The organism is Waterburya sp. (genome assembly GCF_058530065.1).
Genome location: NZ_JBZNBU010000303.1, coordinates 1 through 18,743 on the forward strand (window position 1 = coordinate 1; position 18,743 = coordinate 18,743).

The window sequence follows — 18,743 nt, forward strand, 5'->3', positions numbered from 1 at the left end:
CAGGAATACTTTCCCCCAGTCTCCCAGTCTCCCCGTCTCCCCGTCTCCCAGTCATTCCTAGCTTTTATCTTTTGTTTACAAACAGTCTCTTAGTATAGCTATCAAAAAAATAAAAACGTGAATTTTAGTCCCGAAATAATTACTTTAGCAAACTACCTTGCAGGAGAATTTGATAACCAATCTCAGGCTTTAGAACAACCTGCTTGGTACGTAAATCTAAAACTATGGATTCGTCCAGTACCTATTTTCACTATCGATAGCATTACTTTGTTTGCCGAACAAGCCAATATCATCAAATTAGACCAACCCTATCGTCCGAGAATTTTGCGCCTTAGACAAAGGGAAAATCTGGAAGTAGAATTTTATATGTTTGAGGATATAGCTACCGCAAAAGGCGCGGGACAAAATAAAGAACTAATTAAACAAATAACTCCAGATAAAATCAAATTTTTGCCCAACTGTACTTTAAAAGTTATCGCTCAAGAATTAAGTCCTGGTAAATATTGTTTCGAGACTACACCTCTAACAGATAAACCCTGTACGGTTAGCTATCAAGGTACTAGTTTTCAAGTATTTTTAGGATTTAAAGCTACTGCTGATGAATTATTAACTTATGATAAAGGTATCGATCCCAATACAGGAAAAGGAACTTGGGGTGCATTAATGGGAGCTTATCAATTTCATAAAAGTCAAGATTTTGCTCGGGATCTAGTTTATTAACCCCCCTGTTAAGCAGTTTCACCTAATTGGTTTTTATAATTCAACAACATAAAAAACCGCATTACCATTATTTTCTAGAGAAAAATTACTTAAATTATCCATAATATAATCAATCTCGTTAGCATCGGAAGATAATAAATGAGTTCCCGAATTATTATTTAGTAAGCGATAAACAGGAATGGTTGATACGTTTTCTGGTTCTGATTCAAAAGCATAATATTTAGTACCTTCAAAATCATAATTAGATAAATTATCTAGGATCGAATCTTTTTCCGTTTCATCCGTTGTATATAAATGAGCTCCCGTATCTCGATTAAAGAAACGATATACTGGTTTTACTCCTTCAACTACTTGTCCCGTGATAGTATCTTTATTGTCTGATAAGGCTTGGAATTTTTCTGCTTCATAAGTATAAAATAGTTCTCCTGCATCGCTTCTTTCTCGGACAGAATCTATTTCATTAAGCTCGGCACTATAGAAATGAAAGTCTCTTTCATATTGATAAAAACGATGGACTTCTGTTAAAGATAAATTAGGTTCTCTAACTATTTCATTGCCAAATTCATCTCGTTCGACATAACTATATTCAAAAGTGCGATCGATCGCACCATCGGCATCTTCATCTAGAGTTTCAACTAATAAATCGTTATTACTATTATAAACATAACTAGTAAGGCGATCGGGGTTACCATCTCTATTACTATCTAAACTTTCTAAGACTAAGTTATTGCGATCGTCATAAGTGTAAGTCGTAAGGAGATCGATAGTTCCATCATTATTAATATCTTCGGTTTGACTAATTAAATTATCGCGCTCGTCGTAACTATAATTAACTACACTTTCAATAGTTCCATCATTATTAATATCTTCGGCTTGACTAATTAAATTGTCGCGATCGTCATAAACATACGAGATAATATCAGTATTATTTAAAATTCCCTCAAAGTCATAAAATTCCCTAGTTTCTAGAATGAGGTTATTATTATCATCGTAATTATAGTTAATTGAACTTTCGATACCATCGGGAGTAGAGCCAACATAACTGTCGAAAGTTTGGGTAATTAAATTATTATTTTCATCATAAGTATAATTAGTTGTCGAGCCAGTAGTAAACCCACTAAAACCAGCAACAGAAGTACGCCTTAGGCTAATTAAATTGTTATTTTCATCATATATATAATCCACGCTAGATGATGAAGTAAATGAGGGAGTATCATTCGGTTCTGCTGGGGGACTACCAATATCAATCAGATTATTATTTTCATCATAGGTATATAATAGTTCGCTTAAAATATTTCCTTCTGGATCTAAAGTAGTTTTAGAATTTAATAAAAAAATATTCATATTGTCGCTTGATAAATTATAAGTAGGTAGGCATAAATAAGTATAAAACTAAAATAAGTTCTAACTTTAGTCTATCTACTCGTTAGTCGTTAATCGTTAATCGTTAGTCGTTACTCGTTACTCATTACTCGTTACTCGCTAGAGAAAACATTTTATATTTAATTTCACCCACCTACTTCGTTCCCGTTTAACATCGTTTCATAAAGATGCTAACTATTATATGAACGAAATCTCAGAAATATGCTCTATAAGTAAGTAACCTCAGTTCGGGGTAAGCTACTGACTATCGATCTAGTTATTAGTTAAAGCTTTCATACATTACAAGCGGCGATTAAAGATACTTTGGGAGGCGTGGCATAAGAGTCGCGAGACACCAGCATTAGTTGTGGCTACGAACAGCTAAAAACTAAAAACTATAGTCGTTCTAATTAATTTCCGTACTATCTCAGTAATTTGTTCGGGGGATTAGGGATTAGGGGTTAGGGATTAGGGAGCAATAATTAGTACATATTTTCGTATGGTTCTTATTAGGAATGACTATAAAGACTATTCTCTTCGAGCAATTCTTTTATCCCGAACTCAGGTTAAGTAGATAAATTAATTAGAATATCTATAACTTAGTGAGTAGCAAATAATTATAGAGTGTGGTTCGCCCTAAAAAATTAGCTTCGCTTCCGAACCGCTCATACGGGTAGCTATTTTATATTTAATTTTACCTACCTATTTAGTCTATCTATAAAACTATAGATTTCTTTTTTGCGCTAATAACAAACCAAACCATTGTTGTGCGTCGGTGTAGGTATGAATTAAGTTTAAATTATTATTACGTAGATACTGTTCGATTTGTTCTAAATTAAACTTACGGGAAATTTCTGTAAGAATTTTTTCTCCCCGATCTATTTCTATAGTTAAATCTAAATCTTGAAGCCTAACTTTTTGCGACTCTTTAGCAATCAGATACATCTCAATTTGATGCTGGCTGGTGTTATAAATAGCTTGATGTTCGTATAAATCTAAATTAAAATTAGCTCCAAAGCGTTCGTTGAGATGGTTTAATATATTGAGATTAAAAGCTGCGGTAACTCTTTGAGAATCGTTATAAGCTGCTTCTAAAATTTCTCTTGGTTTTTGTAAATCTATTCCTAACAGAAAATAATCTCCAGGATTTAAAGCTTTAGTTACTTGCTCGATAAAGCGATCGCATTCTTCAGGAGTAAAGTTACCAATACTACTACCCAAGAAAATTATCATTCTTTTACCTAAATAATAGGTAGTTATTTGCTCTAATGCTAGATCGTAAGTAGCAACTTTTCCTTGAATTTTTAAAGTAGAATAATTTTGTAATAATTGACGAGCAGCTACCTGCAACATACTGCTGCTTACATCTACAGGAGTATAATATAAAGGACTGTTTGAATCTCGGTAGGCATCTAATAAAAAACGTGTTTTAGTCGAACTACCGCTACCTAATTCGACAAGTTCAATTATTTGACTAGTTTCTATAATTTTTTTGCCATATTGTTGTAAAATACTTCCTTCAGTACGAGTAGGATAATATTCTGGTAATTCACAAATTTCTTCAAATAATTCTGAGCCTTTTTGATCGTAAAAATATCTAGCAGGAAGAGATTTAGGATAAAATTGTAATCCTTTGATTATATCGATTACATCATTTTCTTCTATTATCTTAGTATCTAATAAATAATCAATTGATAATCTATTATGAATAGAGTTATTCATATTCTCATCCGACAAGGAAAAATTTGACATTACTCAAATATTGGATATTCTTTTACTTTTGATAACCTAACACATATTACTAAGTGTTTTGCATATTTTTTAAAGAAACAGCTTTAATTAGTGAAAAACATATTAACTAAGTAATTAAACAATATTACTTTTAGTATTTTTACAGCAGTTTTCTTTTAGATAGACCACATTTAATTATCTTAGGTAATAGGTAATAACTATTTATTTAAGTCAATGTTAAATCCCTCACCGCAATTATTTATGATTTATTTTTGTCTTTTGATCGAGTAAAAATTCTTTAACCCGAATATTTTTTACATAAAATAAAGCAGTTTTACCTTTTTTGTCTTTAACTTGAATATCAACGCCACGAGAAACGAGAAATTTTACTAACTGAATATCATTCTTGCCAAATAAAACAGTTTTCCCTTGGTAATTTCTAACTTTGACATCTGCTCCACGATCGACTAATAATTTTGCTATATTCTTGCTTTTAACATCAAATAGAGGTGTTTGTTGAAGTCCATCGATCGCATTTACATCAGCACCCCTATCAAGTAATAGTTCGATCTTGGCTGGATTTACAGTTTTGCTCAGAACAGCATAGTGTAAAGGAGTTGAATTATAAAACTCGTTTCGTGCCTCTAAGTTAGCTCCATAATCAATTAGAATTTGGCTCACATCAGCGTTATTATTTTTATGTAACGGAGTCGAACCATAATGTTCTCTGAAATTGACATCAGCCCCTTTTTCGATTAAAACTTGAGCTACTTCGGGATTTTTGACGGAAAAGAGCAGTGTTTCTCCAGTAGCTAGATCTACATTATTAACATCTGCTCCCTGCTCAATCAGATACTTTAAAGTATCTATGTCTGTGACATGAAATAAAGCATTTCTATTGTCAATATCTTTAACATTTAGATCTGCTCCTGCTTGAATTAATAGCTCGGCAATTCTTTTATTTGGAGCAAAAAAGATCGGAGTTATACCACTGCTTGATTTTATATTAGGGTCATAACCAGCATTAAGTAACGATGCTACTCGATCTTCTCTTCCAGATTTAACTGCCTCGAATAAAGGTGAATGAGCTATATTTTGGCTCATGATATTCTCAGTAGTTGTTTTTATCCCATTGATATTACTAACAAAATAATAGTCATTTGTGGATGAAAAACTAGAAATTAAATTAAGACATAAACTCAACCATAAAAAGTATAAAAGCTCAAAAATAATCATAATTATTTATCCAGTAATTTTTGATAATTTATAAATAGCATCACCTAATTACAGTATGATTATGCCTGTATTGGGTAAATTTTGGTGTGTTGCGCTGTAAAAAATGGCATTAGCCTATATGAAATTATTTATTTTAGCTTTGGGTAGTTGTTTGCTTCCAGGTTGTTTGGTTTCACCCGTTGTCGCTCAAGAAGTTACTAATACTAAAGAAGACGGAAAAATAGATATTGCGCCAGAAGTTATTCAAGAAAGCCCCCTATTACGCGAATGGTTAGAAAAAGTCCCTAATGTCTTAGAAGAAATTCGCTACGATCCTGCCTTTGTAACTCGTTTCCGAGTCGGTTTTACGACTTTTCCTTCTACCGATGATGGGAGTGGATTGAATGTCGGCATTGAAGATATTTTTCTTAAACGTACTGGCTTTACGCTTAGTGCGGACTATCACACTGCATTTAATGGCGATCGCAATGCTGTTGGTGCAGACCTACATTATTTTATTTTACCCCTCGGTAGCTATGTTAATTTTGCCCCACTAGTTGGCTATCGCTACGTTCAAAGTAATGATTTTTCTACCGACGGGATTCGTGTTGGCTTGAGAATGATGTTATCTTTTTCCCGCACTGGTGGAGGAGACATTTCTGTCTCTCAAAGTTTTATTAGTCCTGGGGGTAGGGAAGAAGTGGGAATTACTTCTTTTTCCATTGGTTATGCTCTCACTTCTAATTTGCGCTTGTCTGGGGATATTGAACGACAAAACTCGATTGAAGATGAAGATAGTCGCGTAGGAGTTAATTTAGAATGGCTGTTTGATTAAAGACTATGAAAAAGTCTCAAGATAATGTCTCAAAAGCCAGAATAAATGCGATCGCTAACTAGAAAAATTAAAACTCCTGCTCAATAAAAAATGTAGAGTAGATAATTCTCAACAAATCTTTCAAACCAATATAATTAACGACAACCGCAGAATACCTCAAAAACATATCCTTGTTGCACTCATCCTCCAAATTTGACTAAGATACGTCCTTTTGTAGCCAATTATGTTTTGTAAGCTTACTTTAGCAAACTTGCATCTGGTGAAATAATATATAGTTTGTTTGAAGATACAAAACTTAAACTAAGATTGTGTTTGCGCGACTATATTGATTACCTGAGGAGTTAAATTGAACCTAAAATTTTTGCAACGAGAGTGGTTTTTTAATACCAAACAAGACCTTTTAGCAGGAGCAGTAGTAGGATTGGCATTGATTCCAGAGGCGATCGCTTTTTCGATTATTGCGGGGGTCGATCCCAAAGTTGGTCTTTATACCTCATTTATTATTGCGGTGTTAACAGCTTTTTTGGGTGGAAGACCAGGATCTATTTCCGCTGCAACGGGAGCGATGGCTTTATTGATGATCGACTTAGTTAAAGACCATGGTTTGCAATATCTTTTGGCGGCGACTTTTTTAACGGGAATAATTCAAGTAATTTTCGGCTTATTAAAACTCGGTCGTCAAATGAAATACGTACCCAGAGCGGTGATGATCGGCTATATCAATGCTTTAGCGGTGCTAATTTTTTTAGCTCAGTTGCCCCAACTGACTAATGTACCAGTAACAGTCTATGTTCTAACTCTGCTGTCTTTGGCAATTATTTATATTCTGCCTCTTCTTACTACAATCGTTCCTTCTCCTCTAGTAGCTTTAGCTGTAATGACTATAGCTGCGATCGCCCTAAAACTGGACGTACCTACGGTAGGAGATATGGGAGAATTACCCACTACTCTTCCCGTATTTGCTTTACCCAGCGTGCCATTTAATCTAGAAACTTTACAGATTATTTTTCCTTATTCTTTGACCATGGCGATCGTTGGTTTGCTAGCTTCTTTTTTAACTGCTGCTTTAGTAGACGATTTGACTGACAGTCCTAGCGATAAGAATCAAGAAGCCAAAGGACAAGGGATTGCCAATATGGTTACTGCTTTCTTTGGTGGTATGGCTGGTTGTGGCATGATCGGACAGTCGGTAATTAACGTTCAGTCGGGGGGTAGAGGTAGATTGTCCACTCTTTCGGCGGGAATCTTTCTTTTGTTTGCCATTTTGGTCTTACAAGATTGGGTTAAAGAAATGCCGATGGCTGCTTTGGTAGCAGTAATGATCATGGTTTCCATCGGTACGTTTAGCTGGTCGTCTTTTAAAAATATTTCTCGCATTCCCCGCACGGAAACAGTGGTAATGTTGACCACGATGTTTGTGATTATTTTTACTCGTAATTTTGCTTTAGGAGTAGCGACAGGAATTGTCATGAGTACGGTATTTTTCTCCCGTAAAATTGCCAAGTTGGTTTTTGTAAATAAGATTTTGAGCGATGATGGCACTCACCGTATTTATCAAGTAGCTGGTCAAATTTTCTTTCTATCTAAAGAAGAATTTCTCCGTTCCTTTGATTTTAGAGAGCTAGTCGATCGCGTTACCATCGATTTAAGCAACGCCCATTTATGGGATCAAGGAGCAGTAGAGACAGTTGATAAAGTAGTTAATAAATTTCGCCGTAGTGGTGCTGAAGTAGAAGTGGTGGGTTTAAATCAAGCCAGTGCGACTTTATTCGATCGCTTGGCAGATAATAAAAACTCTGTAGTTTAGGGCTTTGAACCATGAAAAAAATCTTACTCTGTACCGACGGTTCGACTTTTGCGGAAAATATCTATCATTATGGCGCGTGGTTTGCCAATCGTTTGGAGGCAGAAGTAGATGTTCTTTGCGTTACCGATATTCGGGGTCAACAAGCAGTAGAAACGGGAAATTTTAGCGGTACGATCGGCGTTGATAGTTCGGAAAATTTGCTGGCTCGTTTGGTAGAATTAGAACACGAAAAAGCCAAGATCGATCGCCAGCGAGCCAAATTAGTCTTACAAGCAGCAGCCCAAAACCTCAAAGCTGAAGGAGTCGAACGGATGAATCTGCTTCACGAAACGGGTTTTCTCGTAGATTGTTTGTCTGAATTTGAAGCTGATTGCGATTTAATAGTATTAGGAAAGCGGGGAGCGACTGCCGAATTTGCTTCGGGACATTTGGGGGCAAATTTAGAAAGAATTGTTCGCAGCAGCCACAAACCCTGTTTGGTAACTTCCCGCAATTTTAAAGCGATCGAGCGGGTATTGATTGCCTATGATGGTAGTCCCAGTTGCCAAAAAATTCTCCAATTTCTTGCCGATTCTTCTATTTTTGAGGGTTTAGAATTACATATCGTCACCGTTACTAAAAACGCCACAGAGCCAAAAGCGATCGCATCCCTCGAATCTGCCAAGCAACTAGCACAACAGGCAGGATTTGAACCAGTTTGTAATGCGATTGAAGGGCATTCTGAAACAGCAATCTCGAACTATGTTACCGAGCGCGACATTAGTTTATTACTTATGGGAGCTTACGGACACAGCCGAATTCGACATTTAGTAATTGGCAGTACCACGGCTCAAATTCTACGCAGCAGTAATATTCCAGTTTTATTATTTAGATAATTAACCCTTAAAAACTAATAACTAATAACTAATAACTCTTCTCTTCGAGCAATTCTTTGATGCCAAACTCAGGTTAATTAGACTGATACTCAATTAATTTCCAATATTCATCGCTATCGGGAAACTTAGCAATCACAATACTATTGCCAGATTGAATATCAACATGACCTACAAAACTATCGCCATAACCATCCAGAGGAGTCCAACTATTAGTAGTGGAATTGACGACCATAACATCGATCGCTTGAGGTATGACTAAATTAAAATAAGTAGGGCGATTGGGATTTAGGTTTGCGGTTAAAGGTTCGACTAAACCAGCTTGATATTGATGGAATTGTTCGTAAATTATCGGTAATTGAGCCGTAGAGCTTTGAGCTTTAATCTGATAGGCGATCGCTTTTTCATAGCCATGAAGATCGTTTTTGTCTTTGGCATAGATAACTAAATCGTAAACTCCCGCCGTAGGAGGTGCGATCTCGATTTCTAAATATTCCTCTTGGCGATTGACTAAAACCGTCTCTTCAGGAAGTTTACGCCCTTTTTGTTGGAGGCTAGCTATGGCTAAAACATTTTGAGGTGCTTTGAGTTTAATTTCCAGCCTACCAGGAGTAGCAATATGACGCTCTAGATGACTGTCTAGTTTTAATCCCAAAATATAAAAGCGATCGGAAATATCGGGGGCATTATCAAAATCTTTTCTGCTATGGATTTTAGCTAATAACTGCCAGCCGTCATCTTTAGGAAAGTGATTGTTAATTAATTCCTCAGGTGCGGTAGCAAAATAATAAGGCTTATAGTCGAAGGTAAATCGATCGTTAACAATCGAACCAGCACCCCAAGTAGCATCGAGCAGATACCACTCTCCATCTATTTTCACCCCATTCCAAGCATGATTGATATCATAAAACCTTTCCAGATCGGGAGGAGTTGCACCCTTAGCATGACCGACAACCATGACAGATTCCAAATTCATTGTTTCAGCTAGAGCTAAATAAAGATTGCTGTAACCAGAACAGATTGTCGTGCGTTTTTGTAAAACTGTCGTTGCTTCTACGTCGGGATATTTATCGTGATAAACTGCATCGTTATAAGCATTTAGATCGTAAGCAATATGTTGGGTAATCCAAGCATAGATAATTCTTGCTTCTTCCGTTTCAGTAGTTGTATTTTCTTCTAAAAGGCTGGCTAGTTCGTCAATAGAAGTCCCAGAATAGTCGATATTTTTCGCGATGCGATCGATCTCGGTGAAATCTTGTTGGGCGATTTTTTCGGCATCACCAACCACAATGGGTTGGTATTTGCTGCTGTGAAATATTTCTGATGGTAGGGGAACTAAAAATTGACTCTGAACGGAATTATAGACAATTACTAAGTTAACGGTGGTAACAAATAAAGTAACGATAAATATTATTTTGATTAACCATTTGCGGGTTTTTTGTCCTTGGCGATCGTCTTTGACATAGAGTTTGAAGCTTTGTTTGGCAGCCATGAAAAAATATTTTAGATCGCGAGTCAAATTTGATATTTTTTCAGCATAAGTTAAAGCCTTATTATCTAGCAGTGATTTGAATCATACTTGCTTAAATACAAGTAATTAATTCTGCTTAACAACATACCAATGATGGCATCAAGCGACAAACAACTTGTTTTAAGACCATTGCCGTCCATTCAATGTCTTCTAGGGTTGTATCCCTGCCTAAAGTTAGACGAATTCCTCTTTTAGCAGCGTGGGCATCGTAACCCATTGCTAGCAAAACAGGGCTAGGATTTAATTTGCCACTATTACAGGCAGAACCAGCACTAATACCAATTCCTGCTAAATTTAACTGTCTGACAATGGTTTTTCCCGTAATATCGGGGGCTTTTTCGGCAAAAGAATCACTTAATATTAGACTGATGTGATGGGGCAAACGATACAAGCGATCGCCTGTAGTTTCTAAACCAGGATAATCGGCTACAAGATCGAACAAGCGATCGCGCAAACCCCGCAAGCGATCTACTTCGCTCGTTACTTCCTTAGCGGCTAGTTCTGCTGCCACTCCAAAGGCAGCAATTGTGGATACTGCTTGAGTGCCAGAACGTCTTTTGGCTTCTTGTCCTCCACCACCCAAAAGGGGAATGAGTTTAATTCCAGGGCGAACATACAAAGCTCCAGCCCCTTGAATACCATAAAGTTTATGGGAGGATAGGGATAGTAGATCTACATCTAAATTTTGTACGTCAACGGGTATGCGTCCAGCTACTTGTACTGCGTCTGTATGAAATAAGCAACCGCCTTCTTTGGCTATTTTTGCCAGTCTTTCTATGGGCTGAAGAGTACCAACTTCACTTTGTCCGTAGATCATCGAAACTAAGACTGTATTACTTTGTAAAGCAGCCTGCAAATCTAGAGGATTGACTCTACCGTATTTGTTAACGGGCAATCTAGTGACTTGCCAACCCCATTGTTCTAAAAGTTTGGCTGGTTCTTCGATCGCTGAATGCTCGACGCTAGAGATAATCAAGTGCTGGGGAGTAGAATATTGTCTAGCAACTCCCAGAATAGCCAAATTGTTGGCTTCCGTGCCTCCAGAGGTAAATACTATGGATTCGGAAGCGAAAGCGTTTAACAGTCCAGCTACCTGCATTCTCGCAGTCTCTAAAACTGTAGCGGATCTGTTGCCCCAATCATGAAGACTGGAAGGATTACCCCATTGTTGTTGTAACACTTCTTGGGCTATAGCGATCGCTTCCTTACGAGGTTTAGTTGTCGCACTATTATCTAAATAAATTTGCATACAGTTATCAGTTATTAGTTCCCAAATGATGACCAGCCCTAAAGCAATCAAAAATCGAGACGCATCAGTTACTAGATATTATCTACAACTATATCTTCTCTCGAAGGATTAACTTTATGCTACTGCTACTAGATATATTTTGAATATTTCATTTCCAAATTTTTGGTTTTTTTAACTGATAATTATGGCATTTATCTTTGTTCTGCCAAAGATTGAGAACTAGCCAACCATTTTTTCTGCTTGATTGCAGTAATGGTGACAAACAATAAGTCTAAACCGACAAAAGCAGCGATAAATAACTCCGAACCTCCAGTGCCAAAACCATAGCTGTGCAATCCAGTACCCAAAACGAAGTTTACCCCATACCAAGCCATCAACACAGCATTGAAAGCTACAACGCTAGTAACTGCCATGCCGAAGTCTTTGAGCCAGCCTACCAAACGTCCGTGTAAAGGGACAACGTAACACATCAAGGCAATTAACGCCCAAGTTTCTTTAGGATCCCAACCCCAAAAACGTCCCCAGGAGAAGTGCGCCCAAATACCGCCCAAGATAATACCTGTAGTTAGTAAGAGAACTCCCACTTGTAAAACTCCATACTTCCATTTAGATAAATTGCGGATACGTTTATTATTATCGGCAGCGAAGAGATAGTGAGCTAAAAGAATGTGTCCTAAGCCAAAAGCCAGAGCAAAACTAGCATAGCTTAAAGTAATAGTGGGTACGTGGACGCTCAACCAGAAGTTATCCCGCAATACGGGAACTAAAGGCTTAATGGTAGGGTCGAGAATTGCAGGTAAGCTATCTGCTAGCAATAAGCAAACGACCGATAAAGGGGCAGCAGCCAGAAGGTAGTATTTTGCCTTATAGATTAATTCAAACAGTAAAGCGATCGCAGCAATGCCAAAACCCACCCAGATTACCGATTCGTACATATTGGTGACGGGAGGACGACCAGCTATCTGCATTCTTTCGAGGAAACCATAGCCGTGGATAAATAAACCCGTGACAAACATTCCTACCGCACCCCAATAGAATTCGACAGTGGGGAATAGGGTGACTACCAACATGGTGAGAAATGCCATGCCATAAAGCATCCAAGCCTTAGCAAAGGGATGCAAGCCGTAGAATCTAACTTCTCTGGCTAAAGTAGCAGTGTCGGGATAAATGTTGGGGCTAAGACTTGCTAGATCTGTCTGTAGTTGAGATGCGATCGCGCCCAGGGAAGATCTGTCTTGAGGATTGTTACGGTAAGTTTGTTTTAGCTTTTGATAGTCAGCTTTGACAGCAGTAAGTTGAGTTGGAGCATAGTATTGTTCTCCCTTTTCAACCCCTACCCAAGTACCTTTAAGATCTGTGGGATGGGGTACTAGAGGTAATTGTAAATCTCCTACGGTAGCCACCGTTAAAGCCAACCGATCTTCAATGGTTAGGGCTTCTCTTTCGTCGCGATTGAGGTCGATGCCGTCTGCTTGTTTTTCCCTAGCAGCGAGGATGATTTCCCCTAGATTGGATTGAATTAATTCTGTAAACGAGAAGTACTTGCGATCGGGATTTAGTCCTAATTGCTCTTTTAAAGGACGATAGCTAAAGAGAATAAACTCTTCTTGATTCCAATCGCGATTGTTAAACCATAAGGAAAGATAAGTATCTAAATAGTCTAGTTTTTCGCCACTAGCTGCTTTATAGCTAGTTTTTCCGTGTATTTGGGCGACAGTTTCTTTAGCTACTGTATCCAGAGGTTTTTTCCGCCCGTCTAATTGCACTGCCAGATTTTGTAATGGTGCTTCGGGAGCAGTTTGGAATTGATTCAAAGGCAAGACCAAGATCGATATTCCCAGTATTAAACCGATAAAAAATTTAACTATTTTCATATTTTTGTTAGTCGTTGGTTGTTAGTTGTCAGTCTTTAGTTATAAGTTATTGGTTATTAATATTTTTCTTCCTGTTTTCTTCCTGTCTCCTAGTCACCCAGTCACCTAGTCTCCCAGTCATCTAACATTCAGCGCGCCATTTTTCTTGAGCCATTGTTTTTGTTCGTCGGTCAATCCTTGGGCATTGGAAAAGACTGCCCCCGCAACATTACAATCAGTGAAATCAACATTTTTCCAGATAGTATCTTCAAAGTTACTGTCTTGAAGATTGGCATTAGTAAAATCAATATTAGATAATGATGCCCCTTCTAAGTTGGCGGAAAGAATCGTACTGTCAGTAAAATTAATATTGGTTAGTTTTGCTTTACTAAAATTCGTTTCTAATAGTTCGGCTGTAATAAAATCTATTTCATTTAGTTCGGCTGCGGCAAATTTAGAGTTAACTAAACTGGCATCATTGAACTGAGATTTATAAATTTTTGATTTATTAAAGTTGGTATTTTGTAAATTAGCCTTATGCCAGCGAGAATTACTAATAATCGCTCCTTGAAAGCCAGCATTAGTTACGGTTGCTCTTTCTAAATTAATCCGATCTAATTCTGTTTGAGCTAGAAAAGTTTTATTAAGATTGGCACTACTTAAATATATTTCTGTACCCGAAACTTGTCGGAGATCGGCAAAAGACAAGTTAATATTACTAGCTCGTATATTATTTAATTTTGCCCCAAATAGTCTAGCTTTGTAACCATTGGCATCATTTAAAGTTACTTTATTTAAGACTGCTGTATTTAATTCCGTTCTTTCTAGATTGGCGCGATCGCATTCTAGGTTAGTTAATTTAGCAAAAGATAAATTGGTATTTTTAAAATTAGTTTCTTTAGCGGAAAGATTGGTAAAAATCGCCCCACGCATATAACAATTAATAAAAACTGCCTGATTAATGTTGGCAGATTCTAATTTAAGTCGGCTCAGTTCTGCTTCTCTAAATTGAAATCCCGACTTTATTTTTTGTAAAACTTCTTCAGAGGAAAATAGGGTCATTAATAATAAATATTAGGCTGTTTTAACGAGGATTTCACCATTATTTTCAGTTACTTCGTAACTGGGTAAAGAAGATGGTGCTGGTTTGGCTAATACTTCGCCGTCAGGGGCAAACTTGGCGTTATGACAAGGACAAATTAGGGTTTGGGATTCTCGATCCCAATCTACGGTACAGCCTTGATGGGTACAAGTAGGATTTAATGCCATTAATTGATTGTTGCTGTCTTTAACCACAATGATTTTTGCGTCCTCATTGAGTAAAAAACCATCTGTTTCTAGTAATTCTAAAGTACCTAGAGAAATCAAGTTCGCCGAAATTTCTGGTTCGGGATTATTATTTTCACTGACACTATTGTCGCTACAAGCTACTAAAGCTACGGGAAGATAGCTAGTAATTAAACCTAACCCTGCCCAATTGATAAATTCTCTACGTTTCATGGATTAATTATAAATATTGTTCGAGCAACCAATTAATTGCTGGCTTCTTGATTGCGGTATTCAAAATGAGTAGTATTAGCAATCATTTCTTTCACTTTAGGACTAGATTCTCCATAAAGATCTAGCCAATCATAAAAAGTTAATTCTCCGTCTAAATAGGCATGGGGATTTTTAGCCCCTGCTAGCATAATTTCAGTGATTAAATTATAGGCATCTAACCAAGCTTGCTCGACTTTTTGATTCCAATCGCGATCGAGATATTCGGCAAAGGTTTCAATTAAAGCTTGCCCAACATAAGGATAGTGTTCTGGTAAAGTTCCAATTTCATGATGATATGCTCCTAAGCTTTTAAGAGCTAAAGTCAATTCTTCAGGATTGTGTAAATTTTCGACAATTAAAGCTAAAGAAGCAATTAACTTTTTTTCTTGAGCGACGAGATCGGTCTTCTCGAATAATGGTTTTAGTTCTGGATGATACACAAATAGTTTGCGATAAAAACTAGCAGAAAATTCTACAGCACGAGGTCGAATTTGATTAAAGCTAGTTTCTAGAAGTTTAATATCTAAGCTCATATGGTTCTATATATCCTGATTAATTAGGCATAATAGTAAGCGAGAAAAATATGAAAGACTAGCATTACGGAAAAAAGTGCTACTAATATGATGTGGGTATTTAACCACAAAAGTCGCATTCCTCGAATCATATTTCCTTTAGAAATACCAGGGACTTTCTTACCGCTAGGAGTGGCAGTTTTAAACATCGGTAAAAATCTCTTTTGAGATGATTCTAAAACTCCCGTTTCTGCTACAACGCCTACCAAAGCAGAAAGACTGACTGCAAAAAATACCCACAGGAAAATAGCATTAAAATTAATTCCTGCTACGCCAATAGTGTGAACTAAAACTATTGCTAGCAAACCCACCCCTGCAAAAATATGAATACTGCGCCATAATTGCATCGAACCAGGTATGGACATTTTTATTTTCCAGCTTTTACCCCTTTTTCGAGCGATTAAAATCATCTCGATAATGACAAACACTAAAGAAACATAGCCCGTAATTTGTTTAAAAAGATTGCCTTGTAAAAAATATAAAAGATCGAAAGCTTTTTCTCTTAAAATCGGAATATAAATCGGACTGACTGCAAAAGGAGCGAGGATGGCTGCGGATATTAAAGTCAGAATAATTAAAGTAGAAAACTTTGGTTTCATTGGTCATTTAACATTGAACATTTATCATTGACCATTTATCATCGATTGTCGATCGCAAAAATTCCGTAGAGACGTATCATGATACGCCTCTACATTCATATCAATGTATTTAACTTTCTTCAATAGGAAGGTTGATGATTACACCGCCCATTACATCGTTCATCTTGAATACTTTATCGGGAAAACGTTCGAGGTGAACGGGGTGGGTGTTGTGACAAGTTACACAAGCTTCGGCTACTGCTTTATCGGGATAAAGGGCGGAGAAATATTTTTGACCGCCAATTTCTTGGTATTCCTTATAAGGTTCGCCAGTTTTGTTAACTTCTTCCATTGCCTTTTTCTCGAATTCAGATTTAGGCGCGTGGCTGTCGTTAATGTTCCAAGTGGAAATTAGGTTATAAGTAAAACCAATGCCTTTTTCGTCGGCAACTTCGGCGGCAACTTCCGAACCCAAACGGAACATTTGGGCGGGTAGAGGAACACCATCGGTGTTTTCCCAGCCTTCAGTCGCTTCTGCGGGTACTACCCCATCGGCTTTTTCTTTACCTTCAAGAGTTTTTAATCTATTGATTACGTGCTTGGTGTAAGCAGTTCTATCTGCCATTAATACGGTGTGTACGTAGTCTACAACTAGTTCGGGGGCTACACCTGCTGTAGCTGTTGTCGAACCGCCGCCACTACAAGCGATCGCTGTAAAAGTAACGGTAATAGCTAAGGCAATTAAGCCAATAGTTCTGGTTTTTATTCTCTGAATTACGTTGTTCATTGTTAGGATGTATTTGGATATTTGTGGTTGAGTATTGTGGGATGATATTAATTCCCTTTGCTCGACCTTTTCTTCTCAAGATCGCGTACTAATTGGAAAGTAGGCAACTTTTGATTGGGCGGGCGAGCAAAGTTAGCTTCGACTAACTCATCATCAAAGATACTGTTGTAAGCGTGTTCTACGCCGTGACAATTCATACAGACCTCCTGCACCATGCGATCGCGTGGCTTGAGCGTATAAGTATTATTGTGATTAACTAAAATACTGTCGCCAGATTTGACTCTGGGTAAGTGACAGGTAGCACAAGTAACTGAATTTTTGTCAGGACGAGGTAAAGTCCCAACTTTTTGAAAGATGTTAGCGTGGGGAGAGTTTTTGTAGTTTAAAGAATGGTTGTCTGCGTGACAAGTCAAACAAGAATCAACCGATGCTTGATAGGTATTGACAGTATGAACGTTATGGCAAGTATTGCAGTTCATTTGCTTGTCTGCTACTCCATCTTTCATAGGCAAATGAGCCATTGCAGGAATGAGGGGCGACATACCTTCCAAAGTCCTAATACCGTGTTTGCCCAACAAGAAAGTATCCACACTATTTTCGTGACAGCTTTTACAGCTTTCCTCTGTAGGTTTTGCCACAAACTTCTTGCTATCTTGGTTTTGGTGACAGCTAGAACAGTTCACATCCGCTAAAGCGTGCGCGCTAGTCTGCCATTGCTGTTCGATTTTTTGCAATTGAGCCTGAGTTACCTTCTCCGCCAAAGCTAGCCCTGGAAAAAAGAAAGAAACAATCATCAGACAGCTTAAGACTATTGCTAACAATTTATACTGATAACTGTTAACTGTTAACTGTTTACCGTTCATATCTTCCCTCCCAAAAACTCTTTACTCAAGTCTGCTTTGGGAGCAGTTTTCAACTTAGCCTCAACAACTCGATCTGGTAGCTTTGGTTTGGGTAACATCCAGGGTTGGTCGAGGTTTTTCCGTAAAAAACCAGTAGAAATCGAACGATGATCGTGAAAGTTGTGACAGCCAGCCGTCCAACAACCATCGGGTTCAAAATCATTATGACTGGCTAATTCTCCCTCGATCACTCCTTGGTGACAAGCCATACAGAGATCGGGGGGTAAATTTACCCCGCGTCCGAACATATGTTCGTGTTCTCGATGGCAGGCAGTACAAGTCAAAACATCAATGTTTTCTCTTAATTCTGCCCAACGAGGATCGCGAAACTTTTTTGCTCCGTGAATATCTTTCGCCATTTCAGCTTCGTGACAGCGATTGCAAGTATCGTTACTGACTGGTTTAAAACCTTCATGACAAGACTTACAAGAAGCCTCAAATAAAAGATGTCCGTTTGATGTTTCTCCTGGCAAAAAGATAGTCTGATTGTCAAGAGCAAAAGCAGCACCCAGCCATAAAGTTAAAATTAATATCGCTCCAATGATAGCTAGCTTTGACCCTAGTAAAGTTAAAGGATTCCAATTACGCGAAATATTTCTTGCCATCTGCTCTCTACAATAGGAAGGCTAAAATAGTTGCAATAATTGCCATTATTCCTCCGCCTGCAAAGGCTGCCATACTTGCTTTACCAGAGTTATGGCTAAACTTTTCTTCTGGTAATGTTACGTTGGGGTTAGCTCCATTGGCACTCGCTCCTACTAATGATTGGGCATCTAAGGGGGCAATTTCAGTATTGCTAGGGAATGCCGAAGGGACGGTTTCTTCAGCAGGTAAAGCAACTTCTGCCTCGGAATAGTCAGCACCGTCGAGCATGATTTCACTAATCGCACCATAAGCACCAACCCAAGCTTCTTTAGTTTTGGGAGTCCATTTATCTCCTAAATACTGCTCGAAAGTAGTCAGTAATGCACCGCCTACCAAGGGATAGTGTTCGGGTAAAGCTCCATACTTTACATGACGCGCCCCCAAACCTCGTAGAGATTTATCCAATACTTCAGGGTTGCGTAGATTTTCGACCACCATCACTAAAGAATTAAGCAGCATTTTTTTCTGATTAGCCATATCAGTATGCTCGAATAAAGGCTTGGCTTCGGGATGAGCCGAAAACAAATTTTCATAGAAGCTGTTGA

The 18,743-nt window shown here is 37.8% G+C and carries 18 protein-coding genes; 4 read left to right on the forward strand and 14 right to left on the reverse strand.

The features are described 5' to 3' along the window. Window positions 1-117 precede the first annotated feature (117 nt). Complete coding sequence (locus AC33VI_RS18100; protein ID WP_491783660.1) at window positions 118-720, forward strand: chromophore lyase CpcT/CpeT; 603 nt, start codon at window positions 118-120, stop codon at window positions 718-720. A gap of 33 nt (window positions 721-753) precedes the next feature. Here AC33VI_RS18100 and AC33VI_RS18105 read toward each other — a convergent pair whose 3' ends face one another. The 3 genes from AC33VI_RS18105 to AC33VI_RS18115 form a co-directional block, all read right to left on the reverse strand. Next, window positions 754-2,064 (reverse strand): hypothetical protein, encoded by a 1,311-nt coding sequence (locus AC33VI_RS18105; protein ID WP_491783661.1) that lies wholly within the window; start codon window positions 2,062-2,064, stop codon window positions 754-756. 741 nt (window positions 2,065-2,805) lie between these two features. Then, entirely contained in the window at window positions 2,806-3,804 is a 999-nt protein-coding gene (gene egtD / locus AC33VI_RS18110) for an L-histidine N(alpha)-methyltransferase (protein ID WP_491783662.1), read from the reverse strand. 264 nt (window positions 3,805-4,068) lie between these two features. Continuing rightward, window positions 4,069-5,049 carry an ankyrin repeat domain-containing protein gene (locus tag AC33VI_RS18115; RefSeq protein ID WP_491783663.1) on the reverse strand — a complete coding sequence of 327 codons (981 nt, stop codon included), beginning with the start codon at window positions 5,047-5,049 and terminating at the stop codon, window positions 4,069-4,071. Between the two features lie 103 nt (window positions 5,050-5,152). Here AC33VI_RS18115 and AC33VI_RS18120 point away from each other — a divergent pair, with 103 nt between their 5' ends. The 3 genes from AC33VI_RS18120 (at window position 5,153) to AC33VI_RS18130 (ending at window position 8,545) form a co-directional block, all read left to right on the forward strand. After that, window positions 5,153-5,863 carry a hypothetical protein gene (locus tag AC33VI_RS18120; protein ID WP_491783664.1) on the forward strand — a complete coding sequence of 237 codons (711 nt, stop codon included), beginning with the start codon at window positions 5,153-5,155 and terminating at the stop codon, window positions 5,861-5,863. Window positions 5,864-6,209: 346 nt separating this feature from the next. Then, a complete protein-coding gene (locus AC33VI_RS18125; RefSeq protein ID WP_491783665.1) occupies window positions 6,210-7,670 on the forward strand; it encodes a SulP family inorganic anion transporter in 1,461 nt (486 codons plus the stop codon). Window positions 7,671-7,681: 11 nt separating this feature from the next. Then, window positions 7,682-8,545 (forward strand): universal stress protein, encoded by an 864-nt coding sequence (locus AC33VI_RS18130; RefSeq protein ID WP_491783666.1) that lies wholly within the window; start codon window positions 7,682-7,684, stop codon window positions 8,543-8,545. A 73-nt stretch (window positions 8,546-8,618) separates the two neighbouring features. Here AC33VI_RS18130 and AC33VI_RS18135 read toward each other — a convergent pair whose 3' ends face one another. From AC33VI_RS18135 to AC33VI_RS18185, 11 genes are all read right to left on the reverse strand, one after another. After that, window positions 8,619-10,034: a transglutaminase domain-containing protein gene (locus AC33VI_RS18135; protein WP_491783667.1), complete on the reverse strand. Its 1,416-nt coding sequence runs from the start codon at window positions 10,032-10,034 to the stop codon at window positions 8,619-8,621. 115 nt (window positions 10,035-10,149) lie between these two features. Further along, window positions 10,150-11,322: a cysteine desulfurase family protein gene (locus AC33VI_RS18140; RefSeq protein ID WP_491783668.1), complete on the reverse strand. Its 1,173-nt coding sequence runs from the start codon at window positions 11,320-11,322 to the stop codon at window positions 10,150-10,152. Between the two features lie 191 nt (window positions 11,323-11,513). Then, window positions 11,514-13,196 carry a cytochrome c biogenesis protein gene (locus AC33VI_RS18145; RefSeq protein ID WP_491783669.1) on the reverse strand — a complete coding sequence of 561 codons (1,683 nt, stop codon included), beginning with the start codon at window positions 13,194-13,196 and terminating at the stop codon, window positions 11,514-11,516. Window positions 13,197-13,313: 117 nt separating this feature from the next. Beyond that, complete coding sequence (locus tag AC33VI_RS18150) at window positions 13,314-14,237, reverse strand: pentapeptide repeat-containing protein (RefSeq protein WP_491783670.1); 924 nt, start codon at window positions 14,235-14,237, stop codon at window positions 13,314-13,316. Between the two features lie 12 nt (window positions 14,238-14,249). Continuing rightward, entirely contained in the window at window positions 14,250-14,675 is a 426-nt protein-coding gene (locus AC33VI_RS18155; protein ID WP_491783671.1) for a QcrA and Rieske domain-containing protein, read from the reverse strand. A 32-nt stretch (window positions 14,676-14,707) separates the two neighbouring features. Next, window positions 14,708-15,247 carry a globin family protein gene (locus tag AC33VI_RS18160; RefSeq protein WP_491783672.1) on the reverse strand — a complete coding sequence of 180 codons (540 nt, stop codon included), beginning with the start codon at window positions 15,245-15,247 and terminating at the stop codon, window positions 14,708-14,710. 23 nt (window positions 15,248-15,270) lie between these two features. Continuing rightward, window positions 15,271-15,885, reverse strand: a complete 615-nt coding sequence (locus AC33VI_RS18165; protein WP_491783673.1) for a hypothetical protein — start codon at window positions 15,883-15,885, stop codon at window positions 15,271-15,273. A gap of 109 nt (window positions 15,886-15,994) precedes the next feature. Then, window positions 15,995-16,651 carry a Tll0287-like domain-containing protein gene (locus tag AC33VI_RS18170; protein WP_491783674.1) on the reverse strand — a complete coding sequence of 219 codons (657 nt, stop codon included), beginning with the start codon at window positions 16,649-16,651 and terminating at the stop codon, window positions 15,995-15,997. 47 nt (window positions 16,652-16,698) lie between these two features. Then, on the reverse strand, window positions 16,699-17,514 hold the full coding sequence (locus AC33VI_RS18175) for a hypothetical protein (RefSeq protein ID WP_491783675.1): 816 nt from the start codon (window positions 17,512-17,514) through the stop codon (window positions 16,699-16,701). Beyond that, complete coding sequence (locus tag AC33VI_RS18180) at window positions 17,511-18,158, reverse strand: cytochrome c3 family protein (protein ID WP_491783676.1); 648 nt, start codon at window positions 18,156-18,158, stop codon at window positions 17,511-17,513. Before AC33VI_RS18180 ends, AC33VI_RS18175 begins: the two co-directional genes overlap by 4 nt. 7 nt (window positions 18,159-18,165) lie before the next feature. Next, the coding region (locus AC33VI_RS18185) for a globin family protein (protein WP_491783677.1) at window positions 18,166-18,743 on the reverse strand (578 nt) is incomplete at its 5' end.